The sequence below is a fragment of the Campylobacter massiliensis genome, from assembly GCF_014253065.1.
Lineage (GTDB): Bacteria > Campylobacterota > Campylobacteria > Campylobacterales > Campylobacteraceae > Campylobacter_A > Campylobacter_A massiliensis.
Genome location: NZ_JACLZK010000001.1, coordinates 734,822 through 751,846, shown reverse-complemented (window position 1 = coordinate 751,846; position 17,025 = coordinate 734,822). Strand labels below are relative to the sequence as shown.

General features: G+C 49.3%; 14 protein-coding genes. 4 read left to right on the top strand and 10 right to left on the bottom strand.

What is annotated here, in order from left to right; genetic code table 11:
* Nucleotides 1-60 precede the first annotated feature (60 nt).
* From trpA to H7R39_RS03470, 6 genes are all read right to left on the bottom strand, one after another.
* Nucleotides 61-810: a tryptophan synthase subunit alpha gene (trpA, locus tag H7R39_RS03495; protein ID WP_185897983.1), complete on the bottom strand. Its 750-nt coding sequence runs from the start codon at nucleotides 808-810 to the stop codon at nucleotides 61-63.
* On the bottom strand, nucleotides 803-1,984 hold the full coding sequence (trpB, locus tag H7R39_RS03490) for a tryptophan synthase subunit beta (protein WP_185897982.1): 1,182 nt from the start codon (nucleotides 1,982-1,984) through the stop codon (nucleotides 803-805). Before trpB ends, trpA begins: the two co-directional genes overlap by 8 nt.
* Before the next feature lie 176 nt (nucleotides 1,985-2,160).
* Nucleotides 2,161-2,760, bottom strand: a complete 600-nt coding sequence (locus H7R39_RS03485; RefSeq protein ID WP_185897981.1) for a phosphoribosylanthranilate isomerase — start codon at nucleotides 2,758-2,760, stop codon at nucleotides 2,161-2,163.
* Nucleotides 2,757-4,370 carry an anthranilate phosphoribosyltransferase gene (gene trpD / locus H7R39_RS03480; RefSeq protein WP_185897980.1) on the bottom strand — a complete coding sequence of 538 codons (1,614 nt, stop codon included), beginning with the start codon at nucleotides 4,368-4,370 and terminating at the stop codon, nucleotides 2,757-2,759. The genes H7R39_RS03485 and trpD overlap by 4 nt, the downstream gene beginning before the upstream one ends.
* Before the next feature lie 403 nt (nucleotides 4,371-4,773).
* Complete coding sequence (locus tag H7R39_RS03475; RefSeq protein WP_185897979.1) at nucleotides 4,774-6,141, bottom strand: anthranilate synthase component I family protein; 1,368 nt, start codon at nucleotides 6,139-6,141, stop codon at nucleotides 4,774-4,776.
* Nucleotides 6,142-6,189: 48 nt separating this feature from the next.
* Entirely contained in the window at nucleotides 6,190-6,618 is a 429-nt protein-coding gene (locus tag H7R39_RS03470; RefSeq protein ID WP_185897978.1) for a DUF302 domain-containing protein, read from the bottom strand.
* Between the two features lie 77 nt (nucleotides 6,619-6,695).
* Here H7R39_RS03470 and H7R39_RS03465 point away from each other — a divergent pair, with 77 nt between their 5' ends.
* Nucleotides 6,696-7,448, top strand: coding sequence for a sulfite exporter TauE/SafE family protein (locus H7R39_RS03465; protein ID WP_185897977.1), 753 nt, complete (start codon nucleotides 6,696-6,698; stop codon nucleotides 7,446-7,448).
* A gap of 90 nt (nucleotides 7,449-7,538) precedes the next feature.
* Here H7R39_RS03465 and H7R39_RS03460 read toward each other — a convergent pair whose 3' ends face one another.
* Both H7R39_RS03460 and H7R39_RS03455 read right to left on the bottom strand, forming a co-directional pair.
* Nucleotides 7,539-9,119 carry a class I SAM-dependent methyltransferase gene (locus H7R39_RS03460; RefSeq protein WP_185897976.1) on the bottom strand — a complete coding sequence of 527 codons (1,581 nt, stop codon included), beginning with the start codon at nucleotides 9,117-9,119 and terminating at the stop codon, nucleotides 7,539-7,541.
* Between the two features lie 92 nt (nucleotides 9,120-9,211).
* Entirely contained in the window at nucleotides 9,212-10,870 is a 1,659-nt protein-coding gene (locus H7R39_RS03455) for an SLC13 family permease (RefSeq protein ID WP_185897975.1), read from the bottom strand.
* Nucleotides 10,871-11,045: 175 nt separating this feature from the next.
* Between H7R39_RS03455 and uvrA the strand changes: the two genes are divergently transcribed.
* From uvrA to H7R39_RS03440, 3 genes are all read left to right on the top strand, one after another.
* Nucleotides 11,046-13,901 (top strand): excinuclease ABC subunit UvrA, encoded by a 2,856-nt coding sequence (uvrA, locus tag H7R39_RS03450; protein WP_185897974.1) that lies wholly within the window; start codon nucleotides 11,046-11,048, stop codon nucleotides 13,899-13,901.
* Between the two features lie 86 nt (nucleotides 13,902-13,987).
* Nucleotides 13,988-14,299, top strand: a complete 312-nt coding sequence (locus H7R39_RS03445) for a hypothetical protein (protein ID WP_185897973.1) — start codon at nucleotides 13,988-13,990, stop codon at nucleotides 14,297-14,299.
* A 103-nt stretch (nucleotides 14,300-14,402) separates the two neighbouring features.
* The gene (locus tag H7R39_RS03440; protein ID WP_185897972.1) at nucleotides 14,403-14,843 is read left to right on the top strand and encodes a pyrimidine dimer DNA glycosylase/endonuclease V; all 441 of its coding nucleotides are present in this window, start codon (nucleotides 14,403-14,405) and stop codon (nucleotides 14,841-14,843) included.
* A gap of 256 nt (nucleotides 14,844-15,099) precedes the next feature.
* On the opposite strand, the gene H7R39_RS11440 is transcribed toward H7R39_RS03440, so the two are convergent.
* Entirely contained in the window at nucleotides 15,100-15,228 is a 129-nt protein-coding gene (locus H7R39_RS11440; protein ID WP_267454658.1) for a hypothetical protein, read from the bottom strand.
* A 56-nt stretch (nucleotides 15,229-15,284) separates the two neighbouring features.
* On the bottom strand, nucleotides 15,285-16,913 hold the full coding sequence (locus H7R39_RS03435) for a formate--tetrahydrofolate ligase (RefSeq protein ID WP_185897971.1): 1,629 nt from the start codon (nucleotides 16,911-16,913) through the stop codon (nucleotides 15,285-15,287).
* Between the last annotated feature and the right edge of the window lie 112 nt (nucleotides 16,914-17,025).

The following is a 17,025-nucleotide window of genomic DNA, read 5'->3' as shown; positions in this document are numbered from 1 at the left end:
CGCCGTCCTTTAAACGAAATTTTTTGATTATACTTAAATTTAACGCAAACGCGGCTAAATTTAAAAAAGTTTATTGATTTGCTTTATCAGCTCTTCGCCCTCAAATTTGGCCGTGAGCTTTACTATCTCGGTGCCGATTATCGCGCCGTCGGCATAGGTTTTTACCTCGTCAGCGTCGTTTTTATTTTTCACGCCAAAGCCCACTGCGACAGGCAGATCGCTTCTTTTTTTTAGACCCTCTACGAGCGCTTTTAGTCTCTCCTCGCTGGCTCGCTGCGACCCGCTCACGCCGATAGCGCCGAGCGCATAGATAAAGCCCGAGCCGAATTTTAAAATTTTATCCGCGCGGTTTTGCGACGTGACGCTGATTAGCGGGATGAGATCAAGATCAAATTTAGCGCATAGGCCCGCTACCTCCTCGCTCTCCTCAAACGGCAGATCGGGGATGATGAAGCCAGCGATACCGACATCTTTTGAACGGGCGATAAATCTCTCTACGCCGTAGGCAAACACGATGTTAAAATACACGAGAAACACGACCGGTTTATGTATCTTGCCTTTGCACTCTTCTAGCATGGAAAATATTGCGTCGGTGTTTACGCCCTTTGCAGCTGTTTCAAAGCTAGCCTGCGCGATGAGCTTACCGTCTGCGAGCGGATCGGAGTATGGGATGCCAAGCTCTAGTAGATCCAGGCAACTGCCGTCTAAATTTAATAAAAACTCCTTCGTCGCTTCGACGCTAGGATATCCCGCCACGACGTAGCCGATGTTTGCTTTTTTGCCCGCGAACGCGTCTTTTACCTTAGCCATAAATTTTTCCTTTCTCGTAGCTCATCACGGTGTTTATGTCTTTGTCGCCGCGTCCCGAGACGTTTACGACGATGACGCTTTTTTTCGTCAAATTTGGACATAGCTTTTCTAAGTACGCTAACGCGTGCGAGCTCTCGATCGCAGGGATGATGCCCTCTAGGCGGCTGGTTAGATATAGCGCGTTTATGCACTCGTCGTCGGTGACGCCGTAGTAGGCGGCTCGTTTGCTCTCGTGCAGGTGCGCATGCTCTGGTCCTACGCCCGGATAGTCAAGTCCCGCCGAGATACTATGTACCGGCTCGATCATGCCGTACTCGTCTTGTAAAACGATCGTTTTCATACCGTGGATGATGCCTGTGCGGCCCTTGGTTAGCGTTGCGGCGTGATAGGGCGTGTGCGCGCCAAGCCCTGCGGCCTCGACTCCGATCAAATTTACGTCCGCGTCGCCCAAAAACGCGCTAAAGATACCGATCGCGTTGCTACCGCCGCCGACGCAGGCGATGACGTAGTCCGGATGCACGCCGTATTCTTTTAGCTGCGCCTTGGTCTCGCGGCCGATGATGCTCTGAAAGTCGCGCACGATCCTAGGATAGGGGTGCGGGCCGACCGCCGAGCCGATGACGTAAAAGGCGCTTTCTATCTCGTTTACCCATGCTTGGATCGCTGCGGTGGTGGCCTCTTTTAGAGTTTTTAGACCCTCTTCTACGCTCACGACTCTGGCGCCTAAAAGCTGCATGCGAAACGCGTTTAGCTGCTGGCGCTCTATGTCGGTCGCGCCCATATACACGTCGCACTCAAGGCCGAGCAATGCCGCCGCGGTCGCAGTCGCCACGCCGTGCTGACCCGCGCCTGTTTCGGCTAAAACCTTCTTTTTGCCCATTTTTTTGGCAAGTAGCGCCTGGGCTAGGGCATTGTTTATCTTATGTGCGCCGGTGTGGTTTAGATCCTCGCGTTTGAGGTAAATTTCATGCCCGTAGTGCTCGCTTAGGCGTTTTGCGTGATATAGCGGGCTCGGGCGTCCGACGTAGTTTTTTAGTAGGTCGTCTAGTTCGGCCTCAAATTCAGCCGTTTTTGCGATACTCTCGTATGCAGCCTCGAGTTCGTCTAGCGCGAACATCACGGTTTCTGGCACGAACTGTCCGCCGAATTTGCCAAAATATGCTTTAGTGTTCATCGGTATCCTTTAAATTTTCGTTCTATTTTAGCATTTTAAGTTTTTATTAGGCTTATTTTGGGTGCGGTATAACAGCGTTAGCCGGCAAGTGGGCAAAATGAGTAAATTTAAAACATGCGATATTATATTTAGGCAAGGCGGGAAAGGCGTAAATTTGCCCGACGTCGTAAACAATTTTACGCCTTTAAGAGCTCTAAAATTTTCTTTATTTTTTCGGCCGATTTTATACCGTTTTCGTCCTCGACTTTTGAGTTTAGATCAAGCACTCGCGGGTTAAATTTGATCGCTTCGCGCGCGTTATGCTCGCCGATACCGCCCGCCATGCCGAAGTCAAATTTGACCTCACGCAAAATTTCCCAATCAAAGCTGATGCCGTTGCCGCCGGCATTTTGCCCCTTGCAGTCAAACAGCGGCATATCGCAAAGCGCGGTATCTACGGCGGGCAGCTCGTCTAGCACGCTATAAACGCGCCAAACCTCTAGCTCCATCGCCTTTAAATTTGCGTATAAATTTGAGCTAACCTCTCCGTGGATCTGCGCCGCGTCAAGCGGGACAAATTCGCAGATTTCCATTATCTCGCAGTCGCTTTGCCCGGCAAAAACGCCGACGCATTTTTTACCCGCTGCATGCGCGATGTTTGATATCTCGCGCGCCGTCTGTGCACTCACCTGCCGCTTGCTTTTAGCAAATATAGCGCCCAAAAAATCAACGTCTAAACTTGCTATGTCGCGCGCCTCCGCAGGCGTTTTAATGCCGCAAATTTTAACCAGCGTCACGCTTCGCCTCGCACGTAGTCCTCGAAGTAGCGATAAACTTTACCGCTTTTTATCGCGTCCAGGATGACCTCTTTTGCCTGCGCGGGGCTATCCGCGACGCCTGCCGCATATAGCGCAAACATCGCGTTTAGCACGACGACGTCAAATTTCGGTCCATCCAGCTCGCCTTTTAAAATTTGCTTTAACGCTTCGGCGTTTTGCTCAGGCGTGCCGCCCTCGATCTCGCTATGAAACGCCCGTCTGAAGCCAAACTGCTCGGGCGTGATGCTGTACTCGCTGATCTGTCCGCCTCGTAGCTCCACGACGCGCGTCTCATCGCATAGGCTGATCTCGTCTAGTCCGTCCTCGCCGCGAACTACCAGCGCTCGCTCGCGTCCTAGTAGCTGTAGCGTCTCGGCGTAGAGGCGCAAAACGGGCTTATGGTAGACGCCTACTAGCTGATTTTTGAGCGCCAAATTTGGATTTAGCAGCGGGCCTAGCACGTTAAAAACCGTGCGGATACCCAGGCGCTGACGTACTTCGCGCACCTCGCCCACTAGCTGGTGGAAAAACGGAGCGTGGAAAAAGGCTAAATTTTTGTCGTTTAGCAGCTCGCGTTGCCCTAGGAGCGAATTTGAGCTCTTAACGCCCAAAATTTCCAGCACGTCCGAGCTGCCTGATTTGCTAGAAACGGCTTTGTTTCCGTGCTTTGCGACTTTGACGCCGAGGCTTGCGAGGATAAACGCGACGGTGGTCGAGATATTTATCGTCCTAAAGCCGTCGCCGCCCGTGCCGCAAAGATCGATCATCGGCGAGGGATCGCGGTAGGTCTGCGAGTATTTTAGGATGTTTTTGGCGAGGCTTGCGAGGCTTTGCGGATAGAGACTTTTTTCGCTGATTAGCACCAAAAGCGCGGCTAGCTGCGTGATCTCGTACTCTTTACTGGCGATGATTTCGCAAATTTGCTCAAAGTCGCGGTCGTCTAGACGTTCGTTTTCTTGAAGCTTGATTAGAAACGGCTTTAGCGGGCGGACTTTGGGCTCTTTAGCGACTTCAGCCGCAGGTGCGGCTTCGTAGTTGATGAAATTTTCGATGATTTTTTTGCCGTACTGCGTGAAGTAACTCTCGGGGTGAAACTGGATGCCAAAAATCGGCCTGTCTTTGACGCTAAGCGCCATCACTACGCCGTCCTCGCTCACGGCAGCGGCCTGTAAATTTGACGGTAGCTCGTCCACGTAAAGCGAGTGGTAGCGCATAACCTCAAATTCGTCCGGTAGCCCCGTAAATAGCGGCTCTTTGCGGCTAACTTTTATGAGTGAGGTTTTACCGTGATATGGTTTTTCTAGGCGTTTGATCTTTGCGCCGTAAACGAGTCCGATCGCCTGATGTCCGAGGCAGATACCGAGGATCGGCGCGGCGATGTCGCTTTTTAAAATCTCTAAACAAATGCCGCTATCTTGCGGGTGTTTTGGGCCCGGGCTTAGCACGATTTTGCTCGGATTTAGCCTGCGAATCTCATCTAGCGTGATCTTGTCGTTGCGCACGCAGCGCACTTCTTCGGAAGTTAGTTCGCGTAGATACTGCTCTACGTTGAATACGAAACTGTCGTAGTTGTCGATTAATAAAATCAAAATTTTCTCCTTTTTTGCGGCTTGTCTCGTGAGCGCTTTTCCGAGATTTTGCAAAATTTTCGCTCCGCAGGCTACATGCCTAGCGCACGCTCAATTTTGCTTCAAAACTCGAAAAATCATCTCGCGATACTTCGCCTTATCATTTTACTCTCAAATTTGAAGCCAAATTTGGCTAAATTTGCAAATTTTACCCACCAAGACCCGCATCTTGAAAATGTAAATTTAAAAACGTGCGGCGCAATAGCGCCAAATTTAAACCTGCACGCAGTGCAGCAACATCTCACGTCGTAGGGGTTGGGAGATCGTTAAGGGGGAAGGGAGCGACTTCGTAATTCAAGCCCCTTCCCCCTTAACAAAGAAACTTAAACAATAAATTTAAGTAACAATCTGCTTAAAAGTAAAATTAAATTTCTTTTGCGTTTTTCGCAAACACGTTTAGCACCGAGGCGCGTTTTTTACAAATTTCTTTATATTCGTATTCGGGAACGCTATCGATCACGATGCCGGCTCCCGCCTGCACGAAAATTTCGGCAAAATTTTCCCCACGCTCTCTGCTTTTTAAATTTGACTCGTCTGCGCCGTCAAGGTGCGGGTCATGCTCGCTAGCGTCAAATTTGCCGTCAAATTTACGCGCAAATATCGCGCTTCTAATCAAAATCGCCATTTGCGCGTCGCCGTTAAAGTGGAAAAATCCGATACCGCCGCCGTATGCGTTGCGCCTATATGACTCAAGCTCGGCGATGATCTCCATGGCGCGGATTTTGGGCGTACCGCTGAGCGTGCCTGCGGGAAAGATGCTGCCGACCGCGTCAAATGCGTCTAGATCGTCCGCCTTCGCGCCGTAGACGTCGCTTACGATATGCATCACGCTCTCGTAGCGCACGATGCGCATGGCGTTTTTGACCGCGACGCTTTTTGGCTTGCTGACGCGGCCGATGTCGTTGCGGGCGAGGTCGATGAGCATTTTGTGCTCGGCTAGTTCCTTTTCGTCGTTTAGCAGTTCGCGCTCGAGTGCGGCGTCCTCCATCGCGTCCTTACCGCGGCCGCGTGTGCCGGCTATGGGCGCGACGTAGATTTTGCCCTCTTTGATCTCGCAGACTAGCTCGGGGCTAGAGCCCGCGACGTCGCCGTAAGGGGTCGGAAAGTGAAACATATAAGGGCTCGGGTTTGCCTCGCTTAAGGCTCTGTAGAAGTCAAGGCTATCCATATCCGAGGTTAGTTTTAGCTGTTCGCTTAGCACGACTTGAAAGACGTCGCCGCTTTTTAGATACTCTTTGGCGCGCTTTGCGATGTTTAGAAAATGCTCTTTTTCGCCGTCTAAATCGGTTAAAATTTTATATTTGCTCTGCCGTTTTGCGCGGTCCTGGGCGGCTTTTGCTTCGTCGTCCGCGCTAAATTTAACTAAAAAATCGTAATACCGTTCGCTATCGCCGTAAAAGCTGTAAATTTTGCTATTTTTATCAAAGTGCAGGTAGGCGCGGGCGTTAGCGTAGAAAAAGTCGGGGAAATCGTACTGCGAGGCGTTAAATTTGGGGATTTTTTCAAAATATTTTATCCCGCCGTAGCCCAGCACCCCAAATAGTCCCGCAAAAGGGGCGTCAAATTTTTGAGCTTTAAAATAGCTCTTAAGCCCCGCAAAATCGGTTTGTTCGCTGCTTATATACTCGCAGTCGATGCCGACTATGGTCTGCGTCGTGTCCTCGGCGAGGTAGGAGTTGGCAAATCTCTCGCGGATCTTTTCGTAATAAAAAATTGGGCTCAAAAGTAGCATAAAATATCCTTTAATGAGCGTAGATTATATAAAAATTAAGCTTAAATTTCATTTGACGGCGGCGTCAAAAAGCTCGCGTTCTAGCCTCTGCGCCGCGTCTAGGGCGGGGCAGTCCGAGGCGCCGTATCTAGCCGCGATGCTTTTTATATCCTCAAAGCTCACGACCGTTTTGCCCTCTCTTTTTTGAAATAAAAACTTAAACGGAAGCTCCAGCGCTAGGCTCGGTTCGCATTCTATTAAAGGCGCAAGTACGCCCGGCGCGCCGAAGATTACCGTGACCGACGGGGTCAAATTTACTCCCGTTTGCGCGGCGAAAACGTGATGAGGCACTACGGCAAATTCGCTAACGTCTTTCATATCAAGCAGTCTTTGAAATCTCTTGACCGCGGCTTCTAGCTCTAGCTCGCTTTGGCCTGCCGTGACGCCGGCAAAGGCCAAATTTAACCCCGCAAAAATCATCAAAAACAATCTTTTCAATAACTTCCTTTTTTTAAATTTTAAAATTAATTTTACCCAAAAACGGCTAAAATCGGATTTTACTTTAAGGCGAGATTATGGAAATTTTATCGGTTGCGTCGGTCGGATACGTGTGTTTGGGGCTATTTGTCGGCTTTTTGTCTGGATTTTTGGGCATCGGAGGCGGCGCGGCGGCCGTGCCTATACTCGTATTTTTGGGCTTTGACGTCAAATACGCAATCGGCGTAAGCGTCCTTCAGATGGTTTTTAGCTCGGTTTACGGCTCGCTTTTAAATATAAAAAACAAAAACGTTGATCTAAAGCCCGCTTTGGTGCTAGGTATCGGCGGCTTTTGCGGGGCGAGCGCGAGCGGCTTTATCGTGGCGAGCGTTCCGTCGAAATTTTTGCTTCTCACGCTTATTTGCATTCAAATTTTTAACGTTATTAAGCTATTTTTTAAAAATCCGGAGCCAAAAGGCGCGCACAATCCCTCCCTCGTGCCGCTTTTTTTCGTCGGACTTTTCGTCGGCGCGGTGGCGATCAGCGTGGGTATCGGCGGCTCGGTCATCATCATGCCGGTTTTGATAAATTTTCTTAATTACGACATCAAAAAGGCCGTTAGTACGGGGCTATTTTTCGTGATATTTTCGTCGATTTCGGGCTTTATTAGCCTCGCCTCGCAGGGGCTCGTGCAGTACGAGGTCGGCGTTTTGGTCGGTATCGGCTCGCTTATAAGCGTGAGGTTTGGCGTAGCTTTGGCGCAAAAGATCGACCGCACCGTCCAAAAAAGATGCCTACTTGCGCTTATCTCCACGACGCTAATTATAATGATAAATAAGCTTCTTGCTTAAAATTTGAGTTTATAGATTTAAAACAATACGATTAAATTTGCGATAAATAAGGGAGTGGGGCAAATTTGCCCCGCCCGTATTCAAGAAAAATCAGAAATTTTCTAAAAATCCACCGTCGCTTAGTTTTAGCTCGAGATCCTTTACGTAGTCTTCGGCTGCTTTTTGATATTCGTTTTTGCTGGCGGTTTTTATTGTGCCGTTTTTGCCGGTAAACTCAAGGTTTCTCTCTCTTGCAAAATTTGCCGTCTGTTTTACGATATTTTCAAACGAGTTTTCGCCGTTAAATTTAAGTGCGATAAAGGCATCAAACGGCGAAAAATTCGCGGGCACGTTTAACTCGTCGGCAAATTTTATCACCGGTTCGTCTGCGGCACTAAAATACTCAAAATATCCGCGTACTCGCTCTTTTAGGCGACTCTTACCAACTTCATAAGTAATTTTCGGACGCTCGTAAGTCGTTAGCTTCGCACAGTCTGCGGCTAAAATCTCCATAAAACCGAAATATGCCGATTTTACGGCGTTTTCGTCGTCTTTTAAGAGTGCTGCGACATCGGCAAAATTTACGCTTGCCGGATATACGTCGGTAAAGACTTGATAAAGCCAGTCGTATTCAGGTTTCATTAAGACGTTGCTAATATTTTTGTAGCGGTCTTTTTCTTTGTTAAAGCCTGCTGAGATATGTAGCTTGCAAAGTTCGTCGGCGCCGATATTTACGTTAAGGTCGTTTGGAATAAGCTCTTTGTGTACTATCATGCTGCGTCTAAAAACCTTGTTTGTTAAAAAGTCGAGCGTCTGTTCTTTTTCTATGCGCGAGCTAAAATTTGCGTCTATATACGAGTCAAATTCTTCTATTCCTAAATTTGACTGAAAAACGTCCTCAAGCCCGACTTCGGCGAGATAAGTTAGGTTGTTTTTTTCTAAATTTTCCGCAAAATCTTTAAAATAAATCGGATAGTTAAAAACTTCTAAATATTCGTGAGCGATATAAGAATCGTTTGTTGAGAGTATATGGTCGATGTGGAATTTTAGGCTATCATAATTTACGAAAATCTGGCTTACGTTGCCATCTTTTTGGCAAAATTTAGCGTATTCTCCCAGTACCTTTAAAAGCTCTCTAGCTTTGGCTACTTTTGCGGCTTCTCCTTTTATACCCTTGGTGCCAAACATTAAAAAATCTCTGATCGTATCCTTGATCTTCCAGCCCGGATAGACGTTGTAGCTCACGTACGCCACGCCGTTTGGGCTCAAAAATCGCTTGATGGTTTTTAGGATCGCGTCCTTTACGACGCCAGGCACCCAGCTATAAACGCCGTGGCAGATGATGTAGTCGAATTTACCGTAATCGCTCACGTCCGCATCCGTAAAATCGCAGATATCTTTTGCCTTAAATTCGATATTATCCACTCGCATTTGTACGGCTAGCTCTTTGGCTTTATTTATCTGCACTTCGCTTAGATCTATGCCTAGCACCTTTGCCTGCGGATTTGCGATAGCAAAAGGAAATAAATTTCCTCCGTAGCTGCAGCCTATTTCCAGCACTTTAGCCGTTTTTGACGGCGGCGGCGTTAGCGACAAAAAAGAAGCCAAAGCCTCAAGGCGCGCTGGTGAAGTCTCGGGAAAGGCGGCTGAAATATACGGAAGCTCGTCGTAGGATTTTTGGATGTCGTTCATTTTAGAGCCTTAGGTTAAAATATTTTTACGATGATACAGCAATGCCTATTAAATAAGGGTAAATTTAAGCGGTCAAAGCCGCTCAAATTTACTTAAAATTTAAGTCCGAAAACAGCCGAAGCGATAAAGACGACGGTCGCCGTGATGAGAAAAATTCCGATGATGTTTAGCCAGATCCCCGCCTTTATCATCGAGCTGATTTTTACGTAGCCAGAGCCGTATGCGATAGCGTTTGGCGGCGTGGCGACTGGTAGCATAAATGCAAAGGTAGCCGCCATAGTGACCGGGATCGTAAATAGCATAACGTTTGCGCCGGTGTATCCAAGACCTGCGCTAACGCCTGCAATGACGGGCAAAAAGGCCGCTGCGGTAGCGGTATTTGACGTGATCTCGGTGAGGAAAATGACGAGCGCTACGACGGCCATGATGATCGCCGAGGTAGGCAGCGCGCCGAGCGCCGATACCTGATGACCGATCCAAAGCGATAGCCCGCTGCTACTAAATTGCGCCGAGAGCGACAGTCCGCCGCCAAAGAGTATGAGGATGTCCCACGGCAGCTTTTTGGCGCTGCCCCAGTCGATGAGACGCTCGCCGCTTTTGTTTGCGGGCACGATAAAGAGCAAAATCGCCGTACTCATCGCGATTATGGCGTCTAGGCTAGCGATTTTTATATCAAAGGATTTTAGTACGAAGCCTAACGATATCCAGCACGTGGCAGCCGCTACGAAGATAACCCCTACTAGCTTTTCTGGTACGGTTATGGGGCCGAGCTTATCTAGCTCGTCTTGGATTACTTTTTTGCCGTTTGGGATCTCGCCGATTTCGGGCTTAAAGAGCACGTAGGTGAGCAAAAACCAGCACGCCGCAAGCATAACGACGCTAAGCGGTACGCCCACTAGCATCCAATCAAAAAAGCCGATCTCGATGCCAAATTCGTTTTTCATATACGCCACTAGCAGGGCGTTTGGCGGAGTGCCGATGATGGTGCCCACCGAGCCGATAGAGGCGGCGTAGGCGATGCCTAGCATCAGCGAGATACCGAAATTTGAGCTAAAGGAGCTTGTTTTTTCTTTTATCTCATTTGCGATGTCGCGGCCTTTGTGAAATATCGTATTCATCACGCCGCCTTGCACGCCTTTTCGCGAAATTTCGTCTAAATTCGCCACGTCCTCGATCGCCGTAAACGTCCATTTTTGAGTCGTTAGGCGTCCTACTAGATGTAGTACGCTAAGGCCCACGGGCAGCATCATTATAGCGGTTGCAGTGTTGCTCACCCACATGGATAAAAATCCCGTCGCCACCATAAACCCCGCCACCAGCCGCCTAGGACTAGTACCTACTAAAAGCACGATGGCAAGGGCGATTCTAGTGTGTAGATTCCATCTTTGCATAGCAAGGGCTAGCACGAATCCGCCCATGAAAAGATATATCGTGTCCGAAGCATACGGCGCGGCGACTACCTTAAACGCGTCGACGCCTAGCACGGGAAAGGCCACCATCGGCACCAGGGCTGTCGCGGGCAGGGCGATGGCCTCGGTCATCCACCACGCCGCCATCAGCGCGGCTACTGCGGCAACGACGGGCATGGCTTCTACGTGTAGCTTTTTGCCCTTTGCCGCTGCTAGAGCGATATCTCCGGCGTTTGCGGGGAAAATTTTATAAACCGCAATCGCTAGCAAAATGCCTAGCACCAGCCCGATGAGCTCGACTCGGTTTGTTCTTCTGTCGATAGGAATATGCGGATTTGCCATGATAACTCCTATACTTGGGATAATTTATAATACAGCCAAAAAGCTTATAGCTTAAAAAATTCTTTTGCTTTAAAATTGATTTTTTACTAAAGTGTTGATAAAAGTAACAGAGATTTTAGTTAAAGCGATTTTGGGTATAATTACGGGTTAAAAATTTAAAATCACGGAAGCGAAAATGAACTCAAACGACACCATAAAAATCACGGGCGCGCGCGAGCACAACCTAAAAAATTTAAACCTCGAAATTCCGAAAAACAAGCTCGTAGTTTTCACCGGACTTAGCGGCAGCGGCAAGAGCACGCTAGCCTTTGATACGCTTTATGCCGAGGGGCAGCGCAGGTATATGGAGAGCCTTAGTAGCTACGCTAGACAGTTTCTAGACCGCGTAGGCAAGCCAGACGTCGATAAGATCGAGGGTCTAACGCCCGCTATCGCGATAGATCAAAAAACCACGTCCAAAAACCCGCGCTCGACCGTGGGCACGATAACGGAAATTTACGACTACCTGCGCCTTCTATACGCTCGCATCGGCATACAGCACTGCCACAAATGCGGCAAACCGATCTCTAAAATGTCGGCTAGCGATATCATAAACGAGATCCAAAAGCTCCCCCAGGGCGCAAAAGTCGTCATCTACGCTCCGCTCGTGCGCGAGAAAAAGGGCACGTGGGCGGACTTAATAGAAAATTTGCGCGGCAAAGGCTACGTGCGCGCTCAGATAGACGGCGTGCAGGTGCGTCTAGACGAGGAGATCGAACTAGCTAAAACCAAAAAACACACGATAAAGCTCATCGTAGACCGTATCGTGATAGACGCGGATAACGCGCAGCGCCTAGCCCAGGACGTAGAAAAAGCGCTCGCAGAGAGCTACGGCGAGGTCGAGATCGAGATAGCAAATGCCGAAGAACTCGGACTAAAAGAGAGCTTTATACATTACAGCGAGCACTCGGCGTGCTTTGATTGTAAAATTTCATTTACGCCGCTAGAACCGCTTAGCTTTAGTTTTAACTCCCCAAAAGGCGCGTGCGAGAGGTGCGACGGGCTTGGCATCAGATATAGCCTGGATCTCACCAAAGTGATCGACGAAGAAAAAAGCATCGAAGGCGGCGCGATAAAGCTGCTTTACGGCTATAATATGAGCTATTATTATAAATTTTTGCTGGCTTTTTGCGAGCAAAACGGCATTGACGCAAAGCGCCCCTACTGCGAGCTTAGCGAGGATGAAAAGCGCCTCGTGCTCTACGGCAACGTAAAAGAGGTCGAGTTTTTCTGGAAGCGAAACAAGTTGCTACGCAAATTTGAAGGCGCGCTAAAAATCACTCACGGACTGCTAAAAGACTACAAGGACTTCGACGAATACATGAGCGAGAAGGTCTGCGACGACTGCGGCGGACACAGGCTAAAACCTCAAAGCCTAGCCGTCAAGGTCGCAGGCCGCGGTATCGGCGAAATTTTAGACATGAGTATCGAAAACTGCACCGCGTTTTTTTCAGACGAGTCAAATTTTAGCTATCTTAGCGAATACGATAAAACGATCGCAAAGCCGATATTTAAGGAGATAAACGAGAGGCTGTTTTTCCTCTACGACGTGGGGCTGGGGTATCTCTCGCTCGGACGCGACGCACGCACGATTAGCGGCGGCGAAGCGCAGCGCATCAGGATCGCTAGCCAGATCGGCAGCGGGCTAAGCGGCGTGATGTACGTGCTAGACGAGCCTAGCATCGGTCTGCACGAGCGCGATACGCTAAAACTCATCAAAACGCTGCGAAATTTGCAAGCCAAAGGCAACTCCGTGATCGTCGTCGAGCACGATAAAAAAACAATCGAGGAGGCCGACTATGTCGTGGATATCGGGCCTGGAGCGGGGAAATTCGGCGGGCAGATAGTTTTTGCCGGCGACGTGAAAAGCCTGCTAGGCTCAAGTACGCAAACCGCGCTTTACATAAACGGCGAAAAGGAAATCGACTACCAAAAAAACCGCAAAAGCGACACGTGGCTGGAGATCTCAAACGTAAATATCAACAACATATCAAATTTAAGCGCGCGCTTTCCGCTGCGAAATTTAGTCGGTATCACGGGGGTTTCGGGCTCTGGTAAAAGCTCGCTCGTACTACAAACTCTTTTGCCTGAAGCCCAGGAGCAGCTAAACCGCGCCAAAAAGGTAAAAAAGGTCGCGGGAGTAAATTTGAGCGGCCTGGAAAATCTAGACAAGGTGATCTACCTCGATCAAAGCCCGATCGGCCGCACTCCGCGCTCAAATCCAGCCACCTATACGGGCGTGATGGACGAGATCAGAGGGCTTTTTGCGCAGACCAAAGAAGCCAAGCTGCGGGGCTACAAGATCGGCAGGTTTAGCTTCAACGTCAAAGGCGGACGCTGCGAAAAGTGCCAAGGCGAGGGCGAGATCACGATCGAGATGCACTTTTTGCCCGACGTAAACGTCGTTTGCGACTCGTGCGGCGGCACCCGCTACAACGCGCAGACGCTAGAAATCCTCTACAAAGGCAAAAGTATCGCCGACGTGCTAAATATGAGTATCGACGAGGCGGTGGAGTTTTTTAAATCCGTGCCCAAAATCGCCAGCAAACTAACGACGCTGCAAGACGTCGGCCTAGGCTATATCACGCTAGGGCAAAACGCCGTGACGCTAAGCGGCGGCGAGGCGCAGCGCGTAAAGCTCGCAAAAGAGCTCAGTCGCTCGGACACGGGAAATACGCTCTATATCCTCGATGAGCCGACTACGGGGCTGCATTTCGCCGATGTCGATAGGCTCGTGCGCGTGCTGCACCATTTGGTCGATCTTGGCAACTCGGTCTTTGTTATCGAGCACAACATGGACGTCATCAAAAACTGCGACTACATCGTCGATATGGGGCCCGAAGGCGGCGCAAAAGGCGGTAAAATCATCGCCGAGGGTAGCGTAAAAGAGGTCGCTAAAAATCACGCAAAAACGGGCAGCTATACGGGTAAATTTTTAGCCGAGGAGCTGGAAAATATGAAAAACGCGGCAAAAAAGGCGAAGAAAAAATAAACGGCGAAGCAGATCGGTAAAATTTAAAAAGCTATGTCGGCGTAAATTTACGCGAGACTTGCCGCGTTAAATTTGAAGGAGCGAAAATGGACGCAAAACTCTATCTAAACAAAGCCGTTATGCAGCTATCAAGGGGACTTGAGGAGGGCGGCGTACAGAGCCTAAAGGATGCGCTCGGAAGCGACGGCGACGAGGCGAGCAAGGTGCAAGCTAGCGTGATTTTAGGCGAATATTTCGTGATGAAGGGCGAATTTGCGCAGGCTAGGCGATATCTCGAAGCCGTAGTCGAAAACTCTAGCGAACTGGAAGAAGAATACGACGATTTACTAAACGATGAGATTTACAAAGCCGATTTGCTCCTAGATATGATCGATCGCTTCGGCTTTTTAGCGAAGTGAGGCGACGTAGCAGGCAAATTCGCGATATAAATTTGACGGTTTGCGGGCTTAACCGCGCCAAATTTAGCCCGCAAAACGGCTGTAAATTTAACGAAAGGCAAAAATGAGACTTTGGACGATAAGCTTTAAATATCTCGACGCAAAGGGGCTCGTGGCGCTTTGGCGCGAGGCGCTGCTAGCTAAAAACGTGCTGGCTGGGCTTACTAAAGGCTACAAAAATCACCCGCAGCTTGACCGCTTTTATGCGCATGAAAACGCGCTAGAGGCGATAAATGCGTATCTGGCGGGGGTTTATGAGGAGGCCTGCGCTCGCGGGTATAAATTTGACGCCGCGAAAGTGGGCGAATTTGACGAGCGAAATTTGGCGAAAATCAGCGTCTCTCGCGGGCAGATAGAGTATGAATTCGCCTTTTTGCAAGATAAGCTAAAATCGCGCGACGTCAAGGCTCACGAGCGAAATTTGAGCGTAAAAAATATAGAAATAGCTAGCATTTTTAGAGAGGTTGACGGCGGAATCGAGCCGTGGGAGAAGGTAAAAATTTAGCGCCGTTTCGCGCGTAAATTTTGGCTTGCTTGCGCAAATTTGATTAAAAACGCCAAAATAAATACGCAGATTTTGCCAAGATTTGCGGTAAATTTCGAGCGTTAAATTCAGGTATTTAAAACGCCGTAAAACAGCGCAAATTTGGCACTAGGCCGATACGCGGCTTTATGCGGATAAATTTGATTTTGCATTTCGGCGATGTATGGACGGTAAGATAAAAATCTCGCACGAATAGCGCTGCCATAAAATCTAAAATTTACGAGCTAGTGCAGGCGTTTGTTAAATTTGGCGTTTTAAATTTGCCGTCAAATTTAAAGGACGAAGTAGTCAAATTTAAAAAAGCGAACCTGACTTTGTCTCCGCCAAATTCGCCTTTGTTTTTCAAAAAACTTCGCCGACCGACCAAATTTTGCGTTCAAATTTGACGGATCATAGCTCGTTTTACTCCGCTCTCATATGCTCGGCGGCAGGCACTTTAGGCAGTCCCGGCATCAGCATCGTCGATCCGCTGACCGCCACGATAAAGCCAGCTCCGCCGCGTATCTCAAGCGCGCTAACTTCAAAGCTAAAGCCCCTCGGCCGTCCGAGTAGTTTGGCGTCTGAGCTAAAGCTATACTGCGTCTTTGCGACGCAAACTGGGAAGGCGTCAAAGCCTAGACGCGAAATCTCGGCTAGATCCTCCTGCGCGCGCGGGCTAAAGACGACATCTTTGGCGCCGTAAATTTTAGTCGCGATCTTTTCGATCTTGGTTTTGACGGGGTCGGCGGGGTCGTAGGTGAAGTTTATCTCGCGAGCCGGTTTTTCGCAGATTTGCGCGACTTTTTTAGCTAGATCCTCCGTGCCGGCACTTCCTTTTAAAAAGCCTTCGCACACGCTAAACTCAGCCCCCGACTCCTCGCAAAGAGTGCGCACGTGAGCGATCTCCTCGTCCGTATCGGTCGCAAATTTATTTAGCGCGACGATGACGTTTTGGTTAAAATTTTTGAGATTTTCTATGTGGGCTTTTAGGTTTTCGCCGCCTAGCTTTAGCGCGTCTAAATTTGGCTGCGAGATGCCGTCTTTGTCGCATCCGCCGTTATATTTTAGCGAGCGGATAGTGCTTACTAGCACGACGCATTTTGGCGCGAGGCCCGCGGTGCGGCACTTGATATCTAGGAACTTTTGCGCTCCCAGCTCTGCGCCAAAACCCGCCTCGGTCACGACGTAGTCGGCTAAATTTAGCGCCGTTTTAGTTGCGATGACGCTGTTGCAGCCGTGCGCGATGTTTGCAAACGGTCCGCCGTGGATGAGCACGGGCGTGCCCTCTAGCGTTTGCACGAGGTTCGGTTTTATCGCCTCTTTTAGCAGGACGCAGACGGCGTCGGCGCAGTTTAAGGATTTTGCGCGCACGAGGCCGCCCTCTTTATCGTAGGCGACGATGATATTTTGGGCGCGCTCTTTTAGATTTTTTAGGTCGGTCGCGAGGCACAGGATCGCCATTATTTCGCTAGCGGCGGTGATTACGAAGCCGTCCTTGCGGGTAACTTTATTGCTCTTTTCAAGACCTATCTCGATCTCTCTTAGCGAGCGGTCGTTCATATCCATGCAACGCTTGAAAACGACGCGCGCAGGGTCGATATTTAGGGCGTTGCCGTGGTGGATGTGGTTATCTAGCATCGCCGCGATGAGGTTATTTGCCGAGGTGATAGCGTGAAAGTCGCCGTTAAAGTGCAGGTTGATATCCTCACTCGGCGTCACCTGCGAGTAGCCGCCGCCCGTCGCTCCGCCCTTTATGCCAAAAACCGGCCCCAGGCTCGGCTCTCGAAGCGCGGCGCATACGCGTTTGCCGATACGCGCTAAGCCGTCAGATAGCCCGACGGTCACGGTCGTTTTGCCCTCGCCGTACGGGGTCGGATTGGTCGCGGTAACTAGGATGAGGTTTGCGCTAGGCGCGCTGCCTAGTCGCGGCTCGATCTTGGCTTTTAGCTTGCCGAAGGTGTCTAGCGCCTCCTCGCCTAGCCCTAGTTTTGCGCCGATTTTTATGATATTTTGCGGCTTTGCGCTCGCTTCTATTTCTCTGTCGCTTAGCATCGTCTTTCCTTAAAAATTTGATTTAAAATGATTTTGTAATTTTAACTCGCTAATGCGAAAAATCTCATTAAATTTTAGCCGCTCGTAATCAAATTTGGGCTAAATTTGAAAC

Bases quoted from the DNA above. Each gene is read 5' to 3' on its own strand.
- H7R39_RS03455 (WP_185897975.1), bottom strand. From the start codon at position 10,870: ATGGCAAATCCGCATATTCCTATCGACAGAAGAACAAACCGAGTCGAG.
- trpB (WP_185897982.1), bottom strand. From the start codon at position 1,984: ATGAACACTAAAGCATATTTTGGCAAATTCGGCGGACAGTTCGTGCCA.
- trpA (WP_185897983.1), bottom strand. From the start codon at position 810: ATGGCTAAGGTAAAAGACGCGTTCGCGGGCAAAAAAGCAAACATCGGC.
- H7R39_RS03460 (WP_185897976.1), bottom strand. From the start codon at position 9,119: ATGAACGACATCCAAAAATCCTACGACGAGCTTCCGTATATTTCAGCC.
- H7R39_RS03475 (WP_185897979.1), bottom strand. From the start codon at position 6,141: ATGCTACTTTTGAGCCCAATTTTTTATTACGAAAAGATCCGCGAGAGA.
- H7R39_RS03440 (WP_185897972.1), top strand. From the start codon at position 14,403: ATGAGACTTTGGACGATAAGCTTTAAATATCTCGACGCAAAGGGGCTC.
- H7R39_RS03445 (WP_185897973.1), top strand. From the start codon at position 13,988: ATGGACGCAAAACTCTATCTAAACAAAGCCGTTATGCAGCTATCAAGG.
- H7R39_RS03465 (WP_185897977.1), top strand. From the start codon at position 6,696: ATGGAAATTTTATCGGTTGCGTCGGTCGGATACGTGTGTTTGGGGCTA.
- uvrA (WP_185897974.1), top strand. From the start codon at position 11,046: ATGAACTCAAACGACACCATAAAAATCACGGGCGCGCGCGAGCACAAC.
- H7R39_RS03435 (WP_185897971.1), bottom strand. From the start codon at position 16,913: ATGCTAAGCGACAGAGAAATAGAAGCGAGCGCAAAGCCGCAAAATATC.